Here is a 17,198-nt window from a genome sequence, read left to right as displayed (position 1 = left end):
AGGCTGACTGAACCGGAGACACTTAATTCTCCGGTACCAGCTCATCGGCGGAGCGTTCTTCCGGAAACGGGCGCTTTCCAGACTGCAGGGATTCCCTCAATTCCTGGACGATGGCCGTCGTCCGCTCCACGGACAGGTCCTCCTTGCCTTCAATTTCCTCATCTACCAGGGCTTTCATTTCCTCCAGAAGGAGGTTCGGTTCCAGACGGTAGTTGAGCAATATGCGGAACAGCTCTCTGCCGGCCTCCTGAACGGGAACGGCCGGGAAGTCCTTGACGCTTTTCAGGCTCTTTTCCTCAAAGGAGTTCAGAAGCCCGGCATAACGGCGGAAAGTGCGCTGGAATTCCTCCGGGCATGCAGATACGTCCACGGAGGAAAGATAACGCCGGAAGGCTATTTCCGCGGCCAGGTGGACGGAGGTATCTTCCGCGGATTCCGCCAGCCAGGCCTCCTTCTGCTTCAAGTACACGAGCAGGAGCACCCTTCTCATGGCTTCCCTCTGCCTGCCCGCGGGGCCGTTTTTCAATCTGACCAGATCCAGGTCCAGTTCCGAAGCGCCCGGGCTGGCCACATCCTGGGCCGGGCACACCTCCAGCGCCGCCGCCATCACAACGAAGGGCAGCCATTTCCCCATACATTCCCGGAGGTACGCCATTGCGGTCAGCAATTACACGAAAAACTCCGCAAAAGCAATCCAAATCCAGCCTGTACCGGGCATGCCTCATGCCGTGAGCGGAGATTGACGGGAAAAGCGGGATATGCGAAAGATCACCCTATGCTTTTCGCAGTAGTGATTTTCCTTTCCCTGGTGGTGCTTGGCGTCATTGCAGCGCTGCGCTTCACCAAGGGCGTCATTCCGCTGCGAACTTATGAATCCCGCGAATTGCCGGGATTTCCCGGTCCCGTGGGGCTGATCCGCCGTTTGGACGGCGCGGAAAAACGCCGGAGGAAACTGGCGGAAGCCCGCACACCCGGCGTGGATGAAAACGGACTGATCAGCCTGCCGCCCGCCTGGGAAGGCAAGGTGACCGCGGGACGGATGGCCTGTGTGGCCCATACCTGGGCGCTAAGCATTCTGGTCAAGGAAAACGCGGAAGCGGCAAAAGCCCGCAAAACGGCTATTGCACGCGCCACGATGATTCCCTTTTTCACCGGCCTGGTCCTTCTGGGCATGATAGCGGCAGGCCTGCTGAAATTCCAGATTGCCCTGGCCATAGGCCTGGCATGCTGGGCTTTCTTTACCTTCTCCGCCATTCCTACCCAGTTCCGGGAATGGAAAGCCGCGGAAATGGCCAAATCCGGGCTTAAGGAAGCCGGACTCTGGCCCCAGCTTCCTTCGGACGCCATGGCCATTGAACAGTGCCTGAAAGCGCTGACCTGGTGCCATGTAGCCGGTTTCCGGCGCATCCTGCCCAGGTAGGCGGCGGGGGACGGCGGCATGCTGCATTTTGCCGGATAATCCGGCTTTTGGGAGAAAAAAATCTTGAATCGGCAGGGCGTGTAACCCACTCTTTCACCGTCGTCAAATTTTACTTCTTCTCCCTCTTTCCGCATGAATGAATCAGTCAACCCCATCGTTAAATATTTTTCCGAGTTCAAGATACTAAAAACCGTCTCCAAAGATTTCTGGCTCACGAACGTCGTCCAGTTTTTTGACGGCATGGCCTATTTCTCCATGATCACGGTGTTTGTTCTTTATCTGACGGATTATTGCAGTTTCAACGATGCCGACGCGGCCCTGTGGGTGGGGTTGTATACCCTGTTTATCTCCGCCTTCGTATTTGCAGTGGGTTCCATCTGCGACATCATCGGCATCCGGCGCGCCTACCTGATCGGCTTCATCATCCTCATCACCGGACGCCTCATCATGGGGCTGGGCCCGGATATCTGCCCCACGGTGGATAGCGGACGGCTGGCCGTCATGACGGGCATCCTGATCATGTCGTTCGGCACGGCGTTCATGTCTCCCGTCATTCAGACTTCCATCCGTCGCTTTTCCCCGCTGAATGCGCGTTCCACGGGGTTCAATATCTATTATCTGCTGATGAACATTTCCGCCGTCGTCGCGAACGTGTTCCTGATCGAATTTTTCCGGAAACACTTCGGGGCCGTGGACAGCGGCTTCTGGATCATCAATTTCGGCACGCTGATGGTGCTGCTGGGCTGCATCACCACCCGGTTCATTGATGAAAACAATTTCGCGGAGCCAAGCGAAAAGGAAGCGAACCTCAACGCCCCGCAACGCCGTCCCCTCCAGCTTTTCAGGGAGGTCTGGAAGGAATCCGCCTTCCGCAAGCTGATCCTGTTCCTCGTTCTCACCATGGGTGTGCGCATCGTCTTCACGCTGCAATTCCTGGTCATGCCCAAGTATTATGTGCGCACGCTTTACGATGATTTCGCCATCGGCACCATCAATGCCATCAATCCGGCCATTATCGTTTCAGGCCTCATTCTTCTCATTCCCCTGCTGGGACGCTTCTCCACCGTCAGCCTGATGATCGTGGGCATGTCCATCTCCGCGTTTTCCCTTGTTTTCATGGCTATTCCCATTGAATGGTACTATGTGGTTCCCGGAATTGAAACACGCTCCCAGGCGTATCTGGTGGCCATCGTGGCCCAGATTCTGGTCTTTGCATTCGGAGAATTGCTGTTCTCCCCCCGTTTTTCCGAATATGTGGCACGCGTAGCTCCCAAGGACAAGGTGGCCTCCTACATGTCCCTGGCCGCCCTGCCCATGTTCATCGCCAAGCCCATCAACGGGATCATCGGCGGCCTGCTCGTAGCCTACCTCTGCTATGACGGCATCTGCGCCAAGATGGACACCGGGCACATCGGCTTCTGGTCCTCCCCCGAATTCATGTGGACCATTTACCTCGCCCTGGCCGTCATCAGTCCCATTGCCATCATCATGACCCGCAAGACTATTACTTCCGACCATCCGGAAGAGGATGCGGATTCACCGCCCATTGAAGCCATTGAAACGGAAACAGACCCGGCCGTGACGGCGGAAGAACTTACGGAAGCCAACTCCTGACAGAACGAGACGATGAACCAACACACGCGCGACATCATTCTGGACTCCCTCGTCCTGGTAGCCTTCAGTTCCATCCTCGGCGGCCTCAGCCTGCTGATCTCCAAATCTTTCTCAGGGGAGGACAATCCGGCCCTGGACCTCATCACCGTCATGAAAAAGGCGGAGTCCAAGGAAGTGAATGCCTCCACGGAAAAGGAGGAACGGGAAGCCCGGGAAAAGGGCATGCAGGAATTTGAACAGAATCTGGAAAAAGGGGAAGAACTGGCTAAAAAACAAGGGAAAGCCTTTGTCAACATGACGGACCAGCACGGCAGAACCCCCGTCATGTGGGTGTGCTACGCCAATTACAATAATATTGAAACCACGCTCAAGCTGGAAGCCAAGCGGGCTCCCTATCTGGGAAGACTGTTGCAGGATCCTCGCCTGCAGATCGACCAGAAGGACAAGGACGGCTGGACCGCCCTGCACTGGGCCTCCTGGAGCGGGCTGGACCGCCTGTCCGAAATGCTGATTGAGAAAAAGGCGGACATCAACAACAAGGAGGATAATGGTTTCACGCCCCTGATGCTGGCGGCCATGCGCGGCAATATCCAGGTAGTCGCCCTCCTGCTGGACAAAGGAGCGGACATGAACGCCGTCAACAAATTCGGAAAAACCGCCCTTCAACTCGCGGAAGAGGGGGCCGCAGCCTACCAGGCCAGCTTTGACCTGACCAAAACGAAAGTTGACAAGACTCCGCTTGATATCTTTACGGAGGCGTATGAAAAGGTCGTCTCCGCCACATACCCAGAACACGTTTCCGAATTCATGGAAGCCATGAAAACTGCAGTCGGCCGCCAGGCTTTTACGGAAACCGACTACGTCCTCCAAGTCATCACGCGCAGCCTGATTTCCAGGGAACTGCTCTCGGAGAAAACTGCCGACAAGTTCAAGAAGGAAATCATGGAAGCGGTGGCCGAGCATTCCCAGAAAATCGACGTGCGCGGCGTGGCTTTTGAGTACACCGTGGACCTGCTCCGCAAGGCGGCGGCGAAACAACCGATGTAGAAAAGAATTTCCTGTACGCATACCCGGCCGGCTTCATGGGGAAGTTTTTTCCCGGCTTTCAAAAAGACCCGGCCCACTCCCCTATATCATCCCCCACTCCCCGGCGATGACAGCGATGCCTTCCCGAAAGTGCGGTTCCCACGCCATTTCAGGCCCAGGCAATGAAGGCAGGATGGGACAAAATGTATGGAAATGAGGCGGATGGGGAAGAAAAATTACTGCCAGAGTTTGTTTTAGTGAAAAAGTTCGCTTCCTGTTTTCCCCTAAAGAGACGGCATACCCGCTATTAACAAGGCTGGGAAAATGAAAAGTCCGTGGCCGGAGAATTCCGGTCAAATGATGGGCTCCGTCTTAAAAACAGATATTTACGGCTCTTTTGAATGCTCCATGAGGGATTCAATCATCGCATATACTTTTTCTGCCTGTGGAATGTTTAGCAATCCGTTCATTTTGCCCGTTTCATCCGTCTCATAGGCATTGACTTTTCCTTTGCCGAATAATTTATCCAGACAGGCACTAACACGGGTTCTGCGTGAAATATAGACGCTTCCCAGTAATTCATGGTGCATCTGCAAGGAGATATACGGCTCATCTTTCCAGAGAAACTGTCGTAAATCGTTTTCCTCCGCCAGAAAAACACGTTTGGAAGTGATAAAATAATCAGTCCGGGAAAGCCTTTTTTTCCACCGGGCCGGAGAGAAGACCAACAAGCACCCCATCGGGAAAAAGACAAGAAGCATCAGGAGGAGCGCCCAGAAAATAAAAGAGTATCCAGACTGGGGAACGACCCTGAAAAGCATGGATGCCACCCATGCAGAGGCCAGAATAAATGGCACGCCTATCATCAATTCCATACGGGTCTGCCTGTTAAAAGCATAGGGAATGGGGGCCGTCATCATCAGGAGTTCCTCGCTGGCCACCATCTCTTTCATTACCCTTCCGTAATGGGCGTCAAACAGGATGGAATGGCCTTCGTATTCTTCGTTCCGTACATTCAGCGGCGCAGTATATGAAGAAGCGCTTGAATCATCCTTTTCCTCAGTCACTTTCTCCTTACCCAGACCCGGTTCAAACCATTCCATCATGAAATGGCTGATGGAATACGGCTGAATGGGAAAGATAAAAACCAGAATAAAGAAGACGATGCATGATAAGTAGGAAGGCAAGAAAAGAGACGCATCCAGGCTCACCCCTCCCCACCGTTGCAAGGCATGCTGCGACAGGAGATTGACCAGCCACAACGTGCCATAAATAACATGCGGCAGAATAAGAATAATGACGCTTGTCATTCTGACGAGCCTGTTCAACCCTCCTACATATTTTCCACGGTTTTGCTCCGGAACATTTTTATTCTTTATCTGCTGAAAAAGGGATAGAAAGACGCCCGGCCACGTGCATAGCCAATACCAAACTTCATTAATAATGAAAAATACAAGAAGCTGAAAAAGCAGAGCCGCTCTCCAGTTTGCCGAAAAGGTGTTGACTTGCGCAAACGCACAGGCAAACACGGCTAAAGACACGATATAAATAATGGCTGTACGAACCACTTTTTTATTCATAAATAATTTGCATTAAATTAGATGAGGAATGTTTCATTAAGCAAGAAAGCCTCTCCCTTTTATTCATTGCATTTCTTAATAATCAGTTAAATTTTTTATCCATTCCAGAAAATCATCCATCCCATCCGAAAGCACCTTCAGCGCCACCACTTCCTTTGGTCCCGTATAAGAATTATTGCGTCCTGTAAACGGAACGGGCTCCCCCCGGTCTTCACTGAGAAATATTTCTGTCAGATCATTCAACCTGATTCTCATATCCGCACAAAAACCTACCTTTTTAAAAAATATAAGATTTATATCAAAAATAATGGATAGCTCCTCTCGAGACAATTCGTGGTAATAAAGACAGAAACTCTTCACCCGTTTTTCATAGAAATTCCTGAGCTGCTCCAACGATATTTTCTTTTCTTCGTAAGCGGAAACGAATCTTTTGAGCTCCTGCTGAAGTTGCGAAACCTCACTCCTTAATCTTACAGCCTTTTTAAAAGGTCCTTCCTGTATGCTCCTTATTTCAGGTTGTTTTCCCATATCTTCTACCTCAGCCGCTGCGCAAATGCTCCATGCCAGCAAAGGACACAGGCTGATGATGATTACTTTTGTTTTCATACCGTTTATTTTCTCAAGAGGCAGGCCCAAGCCCGAAGACCTTATCCATAAATCCGAAGATCTTGCAACTTTCATTTAATCCAAGAGGTAAGTGGAACTGTCCCAATTATGCGCCATCCATGCTGTCTTTGAATATTTCCATCCATTCCAGGAAATTATCCATCCCGTCGGAAAACACTTTTAACGCCACCACCTCTTTCGGCCCCGTGTAGGATTTATTGCCCCAAACATATCCGTCGCCCTGGTCTTCATCTATGAATATTTGTGTCAAATCATTCAACCTGACTCTCATATCCCATAAGAAACCTGTATTCATAGAAAATCTAGAAGGTATATCGAGAAGAACGGCCAGTTCCTCCCTGGATAACTTATGGTAATAAAGACAGAAACTCTTCACCCGTTTTTCATAGAAATTCCTGAGCTGCTCCAACGATATTTTCTTTTCTTCGTAAGCGGAAACGAATCTTTTGAGCTCCTGCTGCAGTTGCGAAACCTCATTCCTTACTTTTACAGCCTTTTTAACAGGTCCTTCCTGCATGCTCCTTCTTTCAGGCTGTTTACTTATATCTTTTACATCCTCCGCCGCGCAAATGCTCCATGCCAGAAGAGAACACAGGCTGATGATGATTACTTTTGTTTTCATATCATTTATTTTCTTAATTGGTAAACTTTCTGAATTTTCATATACTTTTCCTGTTCCCGCTTTTTCTTTTTTACGGTCTCAGACAATTCCTTATTGATTGCACTCTTACCATTTTCAAATGTATTAAATGCACAGATGTTTGATCATCAATATATTTATATGAGCAAAATCAATTCAGAAAGGAATTCAGATTATTCCATAGAAGAGAATCCGGCCAAGGATTCCGGCCAAGGATAACGGATACTTGGCCTTTGTTGCCTCTCCATACAGAAAATCAACATTCCTTTTTACTGTTATTTTAATACAATGTATAATTTTTCATTACAAGTTCAATCAGAGAACGATTGCTCTTTTTCTACAGAATCACTGCTATCTCTTGCCGCCCGTGATTCCGCCATCCGTCACTTTGCTCTTGACGCTTCCACGGCACCTTTCTACGATTCGCCACGTACAATGGTTAGAGCATTGCGCAACGGCATCATGCTGATTTCCCTTCTGCTGGTTATTATCGGCGGAGCGGGCATCGTTTCCGTGTGCCCGTGCCATGCGGAGATTTTCCTGTTCTCCTGTTCCTGCCATGAAAAGGCAGTCGATTGCGGCTGTGGCCGCCATGATTCCAGCTCCACGGATTCCATTCCCGCGGCAGACCATCGGTGCGAACACGGTCAACTGGAGATTGACGATCCAGTCGTTCCGGCCGTTTCTTCCCCGGTTTCCCTTCCCTGCATCGTCTGGCAAGTATTGCCGGATTTCCATCAGCTGGCCCACGTTCTTCTTTTGACAAGCCAGACGGCAAAGCCCCCTGCGCCAGTCCCTCCCGACCCGCTGGCGGACGACGGCATGGGACATGCGGGTTTTCAACGCCCCCTTCTGATTTAGAGAGGATTTTTTTCAGGAACACCTTTTTTTGGCGGTGTTTCCGTTTTGCGTCTGTTTTTTGAATCCGGACGTTCCCTTTTTTCCGCGGAATCGTCTTCCGCATTGTCCAACTCAAATTGGACTCCCTTGTTTACCCATCTCTTTCACTACATGAAATCCATACCATTTTATTCCGGGCTGGGCCTGCTGGCTCTCCTGGCATCATGCAGCGTTTACAAGAACGCCCCCATTGACCTGAACGCAGAGGAAGCCGCGTGGAGACAGGAGTCCGGGGCCATCGGCCGCAATACTGCCGTCACCCAGGTCCAGGCGCGCCAGATAGGCCTGATTCTGAATCCGGACCTGAACAAGGCGCGCCTGAAGCTGGCTTCCAGCAAGGAGGCAGCCAAACAAGCGGGCTGGTGGAATGATCCCTCCTTTTCCTGGGACATTGAACAAGTCCTGCAGGAGAATACGCTCAACATGTCCGGCAGCCTGGGCTTCACGATTCCCGTAACTGGCCTTCCCGCCCTGGAGAAGAAGGTGGCGGAACAGTACAAGGAAGCGGATTTCTGGATGCTGCGGCAGGCGGAACTGGATTTTCTCCGTTCCCTGGACCAGGCCTGGAGCAAGCTGGCCGTTACGCAACGCCGCAAGTCCGTGATTCAGGACCGCCTGGCCGTGCTGAAGAAGGAGAACGGCATGATCGAAAAGCTGATCGGCGCGGGAGAAGTTGAGTTTTCCTCACGCCAGGTGGCCTCCCAGCGCATGAACGACGCCATCCGGGAATTCCAGAATGTCACGGAGGCGGAACTGGAGCAGCAGATGGAACTGGTCAAGCTGATGGGCATGCACCCTTCCAGCGCTCCAAGGCTCCGCTTCCTCACCGGACAGGGCTTCAGCCTTCCCGCCGCCGTAGCCGCCCCGTCTCCCGCCGCACTGATGGAGTCTCCCAAGGTAAAAGCCCAAATGGCCACTTATGCCACTACGGAAACCCTGCTAAAGACGGAAATCCGCAGGCAGTATCCGGAACTGGAACTGGGGCCGTCCTTCACCCGCGACGATGAGGAGAAGGAAGTAGGAGGGGAAATAGGTTTCAATATTCCCCTCTGGAACCGCAACCGCAAGGCCATTGCGGAGGCGCGCGGCGTACGGAATACGGCCCGTCTGGAAACCGTCCAGCTTTGGAAAACGGAGTTGTTCAATGCCCGCCAGCTTGAGGCCACCCAGCAGATGGTGATCCGCCACTGCCGGACGGAGCTTCAGCGCATGGAGTCCTTTTCTTCTTCCGTCCAGACCATGGAGAAGCTGCACGGCATTGGGGAAGCCTCTCTGCTGGAACTGGCGGAAAACCGCCACCAGCTTTACGAAAGCCGCCTGGCATTCCTGGATAGTCTGGACAAGCTGCTGGGTATTCAGGCACAGCTGCGCTACATCACCCACGCCAATCTTCAATCAAAATAGTTCATTCACCTCCATCAACCATTTTTACAAACATGAAACGTCTTTATTTTTCCATCATTCTGGGGATTGCCCCCGTTTTCGGTCTCAGCCCTGTTCTCGGCGCCCAGGAGGCTTCCGCAGAACACAACCACGCCGACGGCACTCCCTGCACGGCAGACCACGGCCATGACGAACACCAGCACAAGGAGGGGGAAACCTGCACGGACGACCACGGCCACAAGGAACATATTCATCCGGACGGCTCCGTCTGCACCAGCGACCACGGCCATGAAGGCCACCAGCATGCGGAAGGGGAGGCCTGCACAGACGACCATGGCCACAAGGAGCATATTCATCCGGACGGCGCCGTCTGCACCGGCGACCACAACCATGAAGGCCACCAGCATGCGGAAGGGGAGGCCTGCACAGACGACCATGATCACGATCACGGCAAGCTCTCAGCAGGAGGAGCCGGCGTCCTGGCGGATATGATTCCCCTGCACGTGGATGAAAAAGCCCGCCATTCCCTGGACATGCGCTTTGAGAAGGTGACCGCCGTGCCCCACGGGGCGGAAAAGACCCTGCACGGCCAGATGGTCATTCCTCCGCACGCCGTGAATACCTACGCCCTGCCCGCAGCGGGCCGGGTCACGTTCCACGTGAAATCCGCCCAGCAGGTGCGCAAGGGCCAGCTCCTGTATACGCTGGCCTCTCCGGATATTGTGGAGATGGAGGGAGCAGCCGCCCAGGCCAAAGCGGAACTGAACCGCGGCATTGCAGACCTGGCCGCCCTCAAGGAACGCCGGGACACACTGGAAAAGATAGGGACCAAGAACAGCGAGCTGAACACCACCATCCGGTTCAAGGAAACGGAGGAAGAGAGCCTGAAAGCCGCCCTGAAGGCCAGTGAAAACAAATTGAAACTGGCAACCGCTTCCGGAGAGCTGAAAGACAATCTGCTTTACGTGTACGCCGCCGCAGACGGCTCCGTGCAGTCCGTGGACATGACCCAGGGGGCCTGGGGGGAACAGGGCGCTCCCGCGCTCGTGATGACCAACAAGGGGGAGCTGGAATTCGCCACCACTATTTACGGGGCGGACCCCGTTCATTACGCCAAGGCCCAGCTTGCGCTGACCCGGGGAAAGAATACGGAGCTGCTGGACGGTTCTCTGAGGGTGGCGGACCAGGTGGACCCCGCCACGCAGTCACGCGCCCTGTATTTTACGCCGGACCGCCTGCCGGAAGGCACGCATGCCGGACAGCTTGCACGGCTGGACCTGTATTCCCGCGATTCCGCTACGGACGGCTTTATTCCCGTACCGAACAGCGCCGTGGTGAAAGTGGGAGTGAATGACGTGGTGTTTATCAAGACGGGAGAGGACGCCTTTGTCATGAAGAAGGTGCAGATACTGCCCGCCCGCCAGGGAAAGACGCCCGTGAAGGGTCTGATTCCCGGCCAGACCATCGTCACGAAGGGGGGATATGAGCTGAAGTATATTCTGCCCGCGGAAGGTTCAGGCAGCAAAAAAGCGGCCGGGCATTTCCATGCGGACGGACAGTTCCACGAAGGAGAGCACTGAATAATGACCAAAGACGAAAGATTAAAGAGAGAATGAATCAGTGCATGGTTTTCGAAATATTTTCCCCGATCCTTAATCATCAGCATTCAATCACCAAGAGTTTATGAATTTTCTCATTTCATTCTGCCTGAATAACAGAATCACCGTGATTCTGCTGACGCTCGCCCTGGCGGTGATCAGCATTTTCGTGGTGAAGAATATTCCGGTGGACGTGTTCCCGGAGTTGAAGGTGCCGCGCGTCACCATCCAGACGGAAGCCCCCGGCCTGACGGCGGAGGAAGTGGAGCAGTATATCACCATTCCCATTGAGTCCGCCATGAACGGCACGGCCGGGGTGAAGGGGGTGCGCTCTTCATCCGGCAGCGGCCTTTCCTTCGTGTGGGTGGATTTCGACTGGGACAAGGATATTTACCAGGCGCGCCAGATCGTGGCGGAACGTCTGGCCGCGGTTCGGGACACCCTGCCGGAGAATACATCCCCGGAACTGGCCCCCATCGTTTCCGTGACGGGGGAGATTATGCTGATTGCCCTGACGGGGGACAAGGATACTTCCACGCTGGATATGCGGCAGCTTGCGGAGTACAAGCTGCGCACGCGCCTGCTGGCTATTCCCGGCGTGGGCCAGGTGACGGTGCTGGGCGGCCGCCTGCCGGAATACCAGGTGGTTTACAACCCCAACAGACTGAAGCTGGCCGGGGTTGATCTTTCCAACCTGAAAACGGCCATTGAAGAGTCGCAGTCTTCCGTGCCCGCCGGGTATCTGGAAGACGTGGCCGGGCAGGAGCTTCCCATTCAGCAGGATACCCGCACGGCCAATATCGAACAGCTCAACCGCGCCCTGGTTCCGGGGCATCCTTCCGGCATTCTACGACTTCAGGACGTGGCAGAGGTGAAGATCGACGGAGCTCCGCGGCGCGGCGACGCCGGATTCATGGGAGAGGATGCCGTGGTGCTTTCCGTGCAGAAGGTGCCCGGAGCCAATACGCTGGCACTGACGCAAGCCGTGGATGCGGCCATGAAGGAGTTCAGCCAGAGCCAGCTTCCCAAGGGAATGAAGCTGCACACCAGCGCGTACCGCCAGGCGGATTTCATCGAGATGTCCCTGGAGAATGGCACGGAAACGCTGCTCATAGCGGGCGCCGTCGTCATGATCGTGATTTTCCTGACTCTGCTGAACCTGCGGACGGCGATTATTACGCTGATTTCCATGCCCCTGTCCGTCCTGTTCGGGATGATGATGTTTCCGGTTTTCGGGCTGGCGATCAATATCATGACGCTGGGCGGCCTGGCCGTGGCCGTGGGGGATGTGGTGGATAACGCCATCATTTTCGTGGAAATAGCGTGGCGGCATTTGAACCGGAACGCCGCCCTGCCTGAAGAACAGCGAAAGAGCAAGTATGAAGTGCTGATGGAGGCCAAGGGAGAGATCGTGGGGTCCATTTCCTTCTCCTCCGTGATCATCCTGCTGGTGTTTACCCCGGTTCTTTTCCTGTCCGGGCTGGAAGGCCAGTTTTTCCGCCCCCTGGGCATTTCCTACATGCTGGCCCTGCTTTCCTCCCTCATCGTAGCCGTCACCATCACGCCGGTGCTGTGCTACATGTGGTTCAAGAAGAGCAAGAACGCCGCTACCCTGGAGAGCGGGGATTCCTTCAGCTCCCGCCTCATCAAGCGCATTTACACGCCCGTACTGGAGTTCTGCCTGCGTTTTTCCAAGACGGTCTGCGCCATCATGGCGGCCATCACCCTGCTGGCCCTGTGGCTGGGCTCCACTTTCGGCACGAGCTTCCTGCCTCCGTTTAACGAAGATTGCTATACGGTGTTCGTCAGCACGGTGCCGGGAACGTCCCTGGACGAAACGGAGCGCATTTCCCGCAAGGTGATGAAGGATATAGAACACATCCCCGGCGTGCTGAGCGTTACCCAGCGCACGGGGCGTGCTGAGAACGACGAGCACGCGGAACCTGTCAGCGCCTCCGAGCTGCTTGTCCGGGTGGACCTGAACAAGGACCAGAAGGAATTGCGCGCCGCCATCAAGAAGTGCATTGACGATATTCCCGGTACCAGTTCCATGATCGGCTACCCGCTGGCCCACCGCATCAGTTCCGCCTTGTCCGGTTCCAATTCCGAAATCGCGATCAACATTTACGGAACGGAACTGCCCCAGCTACGGCTGGCGGCACAGAAGGCCAAGGAGATTTTGGCTTCCCTGCCGGAAGTGGCCGACGCACGCGCCAACCGGGAGATTATGGTGGATACCATTCGCGTGCAGTACGACCAGGAGGCCCTGGCCTCCCACGGCCTGACCATGGCCAATGCCGCGGAACAGGTTTCCACAGCCATGAACGGCCAGAAGCTGGGAGAGGTGATCAAGAATCAGGATCACTGGAATATCGTTCTCCGCATCGACCCCAAGCTGAAGACGTCCATGGAGGATGTCAAGAGTCTGGAACTTATTTCCCCGGACAAAAAGACCGTGCGCCTGGACGACGTGGCCCAGGTGTACCGGGAGGAGGTTTCCAACCTGATTCTGAGAGACAATACGATGCGGAAAGCCATGATTTCCTGCAATCCCTCCCCCAATTCCAATCTGGGGGATCTGGCGAAGGCATGCCGGGAGAAGCTGGACCCGGTCATGAACGCCATGGGCTGCACCGTTGATTATGACGGCACCATCAAGGCGAGGGAGTCGGCCTCCGAACGGCTTTACGTGCTGGGAGCCATCGTGATGGTGCTGATCGTGCTGCTCCTGTCCTCCGCCCTGGGAAGCGTGCGCCGCGCCATGCTGACGCTGGTGAATATTCCTCTGTGCCTGGTGGGCGGCATTGTGGCCGTTTTCCTGGCGTCTCCGGGCACCCTGTCCTCCCTGTTCGGCGCCACGTATATTCCGCCCATTCTGTCCGTGGCTTCCATCGTCGGGTTCGTGACCGTCATCGGCTTTGCCATCCGCAGCGGCCTGATTCTGCTCAACAGGTACCGGGCCCTGGAACACAGGGGAATGGAGCCTGTGGAAGCCATCCGGGAAGGATCGCGTGAGCGCGTGGTTCCCATCATCATGACATCCCTGACCACGGTTCTGGGCCTGCTGCCGCTGATCTGGGCCATTGACAAGCCCGGGGGTGAACTGCTCGGCCCCCTGGCCATCGTGCAGTTCGGCGGACTGGTCTCAGCCACCATCCTGAACCTGCTCATTATTCCGGCTACGGCCAAATTGTTTTCCCGCTGGATTTCGGCCCGAAGGAAAGAACTGGAATCCAAGTCCTGACCAGACGGGATTCCGGACGGCGGAACCGGGGAATAGACAAAGACCCGGTTCCGCCCTTTACAATAACAGACGTAACAAGTCCTTGCATTTCCGGATCATAAGGAGCACACATGGTTTTATCATTCCCTCCATATGACCAAACGGAGATCCACCAGAGAGCATTTGCTCAATACGGGAGCCATGATCGCCAGCGAATCCGGATTACGCGGCCTTACCGTACGAGGCCTGTCCCTGCGTGCAGGAACCAATCCGGGGAGTTTCGTCTATCATTTCGGAAACCGCGACGCCTTTTTGAATGAATTGCTGGAACGCTGGTATGAGCCCCTGTTTACCGGCGTCAGGACGCATGCCAATGTTCATTTGCCCTCCTTAAAAAAGCTGGAGATTATTTTAGAGGATATTATGGATTTCCTCCTTCTCCACGGAGAGTTTATCGCCCAGCTGGTGCTGGACGCCCTGGCAGGAGAAAAAGAGGCGATCCGCTTTATTTCCGGGCTGCATACGCGGCATCCTTTCGTGCTGCTGGAGACCATTCAGGCGGCCCAGGAGGAAGGGTCCATCGTGAGCGGGAATCCCATGAACGTTCTTATTTATCTGGTTTGCTGCGGCGGCGCTCCTTTCATTCTTTCCGGCCAGCTCCAGGTACACGATTCCCAGGCGGCCCGTCCCGTTCTGGAGTTACTGGGGTCCATTCTCAGTGATCCGGACAGCGCCAGACAGCGCATGCACTGGGCCCTGAACGGCATCCGCGAGGGAGAACGCACTTGAGCATCCACGCCAAACCTCTTCCTTTACGCCAGTAAGGCGGCCTAAAAGGGAAGATGCCTCCCGGAATGCCGCAATGATGGGCCGGCTCTGCTTTCCGGTTTCCGTCTTTTCGATTTCCCTGAAAAATACGCGGCCCGTAAACAAGTACGTTTACGGGCCGCTTTCAATCATTCCGCAAAAAAGAGAGAGTTACCTCGGCCGGTGAGGCCGATGGTAGGGACGAGGAGGAGGGGGCGGCGGATGGTGATGATTCCAGTCATTGCGGTACCTGTCCTTGTCACGGTCGTGCTGGACAGCCGCACCAATGGCCGCCCCGGCAGCCAGGGCGCCCACGCCAATGGCGGCAGCGCCTCCGGGGGTTACTGCCGTATTCCCGTAGCTGTCCGTCGTGCATGACGGCAGCAGGGAAAGGGACAGTCCCGCCAGCGGAAGAAGCCAGAAAGATTTCATGTACTTGTTCATGGTTCGGAAAATGGTTTAATGAATCATGGGCCATCAGATCCACACCCGTAAAGCGCGGACAAGGTTCCCTTTTTGTCTAAATATGTCACGCACCCGTCAACAACGGACCGTCAGCCGGACATCAGAACACAAAAAACCGCATGCACGGCATTACTGCGGCATGCGGTCCGGTGAAGCTGTATTCTTAAAGGGAAGGTTTTATTTTTTGTCCGCAACGGGCTCAATCCTTACGGGACTCTGGACATCAAAAAGAGCCTTGCGGCGCACATAGCCATTCCGCTGCAAATCGAGCACAAACGCACTGGACGGGAATTTCTCGGCCAGTTCACGGTAGAAGGTTCCGGCCGCAACGCTGTCCTTTCCAGCCCTGGCGATATCGCCCAGGCACATGGTGGCAAAAGCGGAAAACGTGGGATCACCGGAATCAACCACGGAACGGAACAGGCTTGCCGCCTGGTCCGCCTTACCACCGTTCATCAGACGGCAGGCCAGCGTAACGGATGCCTGGGCTTTCCATTCTTCCGTGGGAGCGGAATCAATGAACTCCTTCATTTTGGAGATGCCTTCCTCTTCCTTTCCGGCATTCCACAGGGCGACTGCCTGCAGATAGGAAGCCGTGACGGCGGCTCGCGAGTCATCAAAGTCAGCCATGACCTGCTGAAGGCCCTGTTCATTCAGGGAAATCTCTCCGGTGGCCGGAGATTCAGGCATGGCGGCCACCAGGGCGGCTCCAGCCTTTTTCTCCATGGATTCCTGCATGCCGTTGTAAATGATCCAGCCGGCGGCGCCAAGAATGCACAGCAGCACGATTAAGGCAATCTTGCCGTAATGCTCATCCAGAAATTGCTCATGTTTGGCCGGTCCGACGGAAATTTCCGCAAAAGCGCTTCCATCCCCCATGGGCATATTGTCCATGGCCCGCTTAATATCCTTGATATCCATAGTACGTTGAAGAGGGTTCTACAGTGTTGCGCCGACCAAATCAATCAGCTTTTTACTTATCTTCGCCATGTTCCAGGAGCTGGAGGGAATCTCTCAGCCCCAGATTCCGGTAAATCTGGCGGGTGGCGCGGCTCTGGTTGAGCGTGTAAAAATGGATGCCGTCCACGCCGGCGTCCAGCAGTTCCGCGCATTGGCTGGAAGCATACTGGATGCCCACTTCCTGTATGGCTTCCGCATTGCCCCCGGCGCGCTTCAGGGCCTTGAGCAGCCGGGCGGGGAAGCAGGTGCCTCCGGATAGTTCCGCCATGCGGTTCATGCCGGACAGGCTGGTGACGGGCATGATGCCAGCCAGAACAGGCACCTTGATTCCGGCCAGCAGACAGCGTTCCCGGTAATCCAGGAAACAGTGGTTGTCAAAAAACAGCTGGGTGCAGATATAGTCCGCTCCGGCGTCCACCTTGGCTTTAAGAAAGTCCATTTCCCGCAGACGGTTGGGGGTGGAGGGGTGGCCTTCAGGGAAGCCCGCCACGCCAATGGCAAAACCGTCCGGGTCCGGATGGCGGCCGGATTCATTGTATTCACGGATACACGCCACCAGATCCGCCGCATATCTGAAGGCATCCGCCGAACGGTCATAATGTTCCACGCCGCGGGGGGGATCGCCGCGCAGGGCCAGCACCGCGCGCACTCCCGCCTGGGCGTACCGGTCCAGAATGTTCCATATTTCCTCCCGGCTGTGCCCTACGCAGGTGAGGTGGGGCACCGTGGGAATGCGGGATTCATTCTGGATGCGCAAGACGACTTCATGCGTCAGTTCCCTGGTGGAGCCGCCCGCGCCATACGTCACGCTGACAAAACTGGGCCGGTAGGGCTCCAGTTCACGAATAGTCTGGTACAAGGCGGCTGCCGCCTGTTCGTTTTTGGGCGGAAAGAATTCAAAGGACAGGGTGGGACCGGCGTCCGACTGCAATCTTTCTTTCAAGTGCACGTCTTT

At 54.9% G+C, this 17,198-nt stretch carries 15 protein-coding genes; 8 read left to right on the top strand and 7 right to left on the bottom strand.

The window, feature by feature from the left end; all coding sequences use genetic code 11:
- Positions 1-22: 22 nt before the first annotated feature.
- Positions 23-634, bottom strand: a complete 612-nt coding sequence (locus OQH67_RS06270) for a hypothetical protein (protein WP_215434192.1) — start codon at positions 632-634, stop codon at positions 23-25.
- Positions 635-775: 141 nt separating this feature from the next.
- Between OQH67_RS06270 and OQH67_RS06265 the strand changes: the two genes are divergently transcribed.
- The 3 genes from OQH67_RS06265 (at position 776) to OQH67_RS06255 (ending at position 4,081) form a co-directional block, all read left to right on the top strand.
- Positions 776-1,420: a hypothetical protein gene (locus OQH67_RS06265; RefSeq protein WP_215434193.1), complete on the top strand. Its 645-nt coding sequence runs from the start codon at positions 776-778 to the stop codon at positions 1,418-1,420.
- 132 nt (positions 1,421-1,552) lie between these two features.
- A complete protein-coding gene (locus tag OQH67_RS06260) occupies positions 1,553-3,034 on the top strand; it encodes an MFS transporter (protein WP_215434194.1) in 1,482 nt (493 codons plus the stop codon).
- Positions 3,035-3,046: 12 nt separating this feature from the next.
- On the top strand, positions 3,047-4,081 hold the full coding sequence (locus OQH67_RS06255; protein ID WP_215434195.1) for an ankyrin repeat domain-containing protein: 1,035 nt from the start codon (positions 3,047-3,049) through the stop codon (positions 4,079-4,081).
- A gap of 365 nt (positions 4,082-4,446) precedes the next feature.
- Here the strand turns inward: OQH67_RS06255 and OQH67_RS06250 are convergent, their stop codons facing one another.
- The 3 genes from OQH67_RS06250 to OQH67_RS06240 form a co-directional block, all read right to left on the bottom strand.
- Positions 4,447-5,640, bottom strand: a complete 1,194-nt coding sequence (locus OQH67_RS06250) for a hypothetical protein (protein WP_215434196.1) — start codon at positions 5,638-5,640, stop codon at positions 4,447-4,449.
- Between the two features lie 75 nt (positions 5,641-5,715).
- Positions 5,716-6,321 (bottom strand): hypothetical protein, encoded by a 606-nt coding sequence (locus OQH67_RS06245; protein ID WP_215434197.1) that lies wholly within the window; start codon positions 6,319-6,321, stop codon positions 5,716-5,718.
- A 31-nt stretch (positions 6,322-6,352) separates the two neighbouring features.
- On the bottom strand, positions 6,353-6,889 hold the full coding sequence (locus OQH67_RS06240) for a hypothetical protein (protein ID WP_215434198.1): 537 nt from the start codon (positions 6,887-6,889) through the stop codon (positions 6,353-6,355).
- A 453-nt stretch (positions 6,890-7,342) separates the two neighbouring features.
- Here OQH67_RS06240 and OQH67_RS06235 point away from each other — a divergent pair, with 453 nt between their 5' ends.
- The 5 genes from OQH67_RS06235 to OQH67_RS06215 all read left to right on the top strand — a co-directional run bounded on the left by OQH67_RS06235 (position 7,343) and on the right by OQH67_RS06215 (position 14,800).
- Positions 7,343-7,768, top strand: a complete 426-nt coding sequence (locus OQH67_RS06235; protein ID WP_215434199.1) for a hypothetical protein — start codon at positions 7,343-7,345, stop codon at positions 7,766-7,768.
- A 150-nt stretch (positions 7,769-7,918) separates the two neighbouring features.
- On the top strand, positions 7,919-9,211 hold the full coding sequence (locus tag OQH67_RS06230; RefSeq protein WP_215434200.1) for a TolC family protein: 1,293 nt from the start codon (positions 7,919-7,921) through the stop codon (positions 9,209-9,211).
- Between the two features lie 32 nt (positions 9,212-9,243).
- On the top strand, positions 9,244-10,770 hold the full coding sequence (locus OQH67_RS06225) for a hypothetical protein (protein WP_215434201.1): 1,527 nt from the start codon (positions 9,244-9,246) through the stop codon (positions 10,768-10,770).
- Between the two features lie 103 nt (positions 10,771-10,873).
- Complete coding sequence (locus OQH67_RS06220) at positions 10,874-14,032, top strand: efflux RND transporter permease subunit (RefSeq protein WP_215434202.1); 3,159 nt, start codon at positions 10,874-10,876, stop codon at positions 14,030-14,032.
- 132 nt (positions 14,033-14,164) lie between these two features.
- The gene (locus OQH67_RS06215) at positions 14,165-14,800 is read left to right on the top strand and encodes a TetR/AcrR family transcriptional regulator (RefSeq protein WP_215434203.1); all 636 of its coding nucleotides are present in this window, start codon (positions 14,165-14,167) and stop codon (positions 14,798-14,800) included.
- A gap of 189 nt (positions 14,801-14,989) precedes the next feature.
- Here OQH67_RS06215 and OQH67_RS06210 read toward each other — a convergent pair whose 3' ends face one another.
- The 3 genes from OQH67_RS06210 to metF form a co-directional block, all read right to left on the bottom strand.
- The gene (locus OQH67_RS06210; RefSeq protein WP_215434204.1) at positions 14,990-15,262 is read right to left on the bottom strand and encodes a hypothetical protein; all 273 of its coding nucleotides are present in this window, start codon (positions 15,260-15,262) and stop codon (positions 14,990-14,992) included.
- A gap of 198 nt (positions 15,263-15,460) precedes the next feature.
- A complete protein-coding gene (locus OQH67_RS06205) occupies positions 15,461-16,177 on the bottom strand; it encodes a tetratricopeptide repeat protein (protein WP_215434205.1) in 717 nt (238 codons plus the stop codon).
- 79 nt (positions 16,178-16,256) lie between these two features.
- Positions 16,257-17,192 (bottom strand): methylenetetrahydrofolate reductase [NAD(P)H], encoded by a 936-nt coding sequence (gene metF, locus OQH67_RS06200; protein WP_215434206.1) that lies wholly within the window; start codon positions 17,190-17,192, stop codon positions 16,257-16,259.
- Positions 17,193-17,198: the final 6 nt, after the last annotated feature.

This window comes from Akkermansia biwaensis (assembly GCF_026072915.1).
Taxonomy (GTDB): domain Bacteria; phylum Verrucomicrobiota; class Verrucomicrobiia; order Verrucomicrobiales; family Akkermansiaceae; genus Akkermansia; species Akkermansia biwaensis.
Note: the sequence above shows the minus strand (reverse complement) of the source record. Positions and strands in the feature narration are given on the sequence as shown.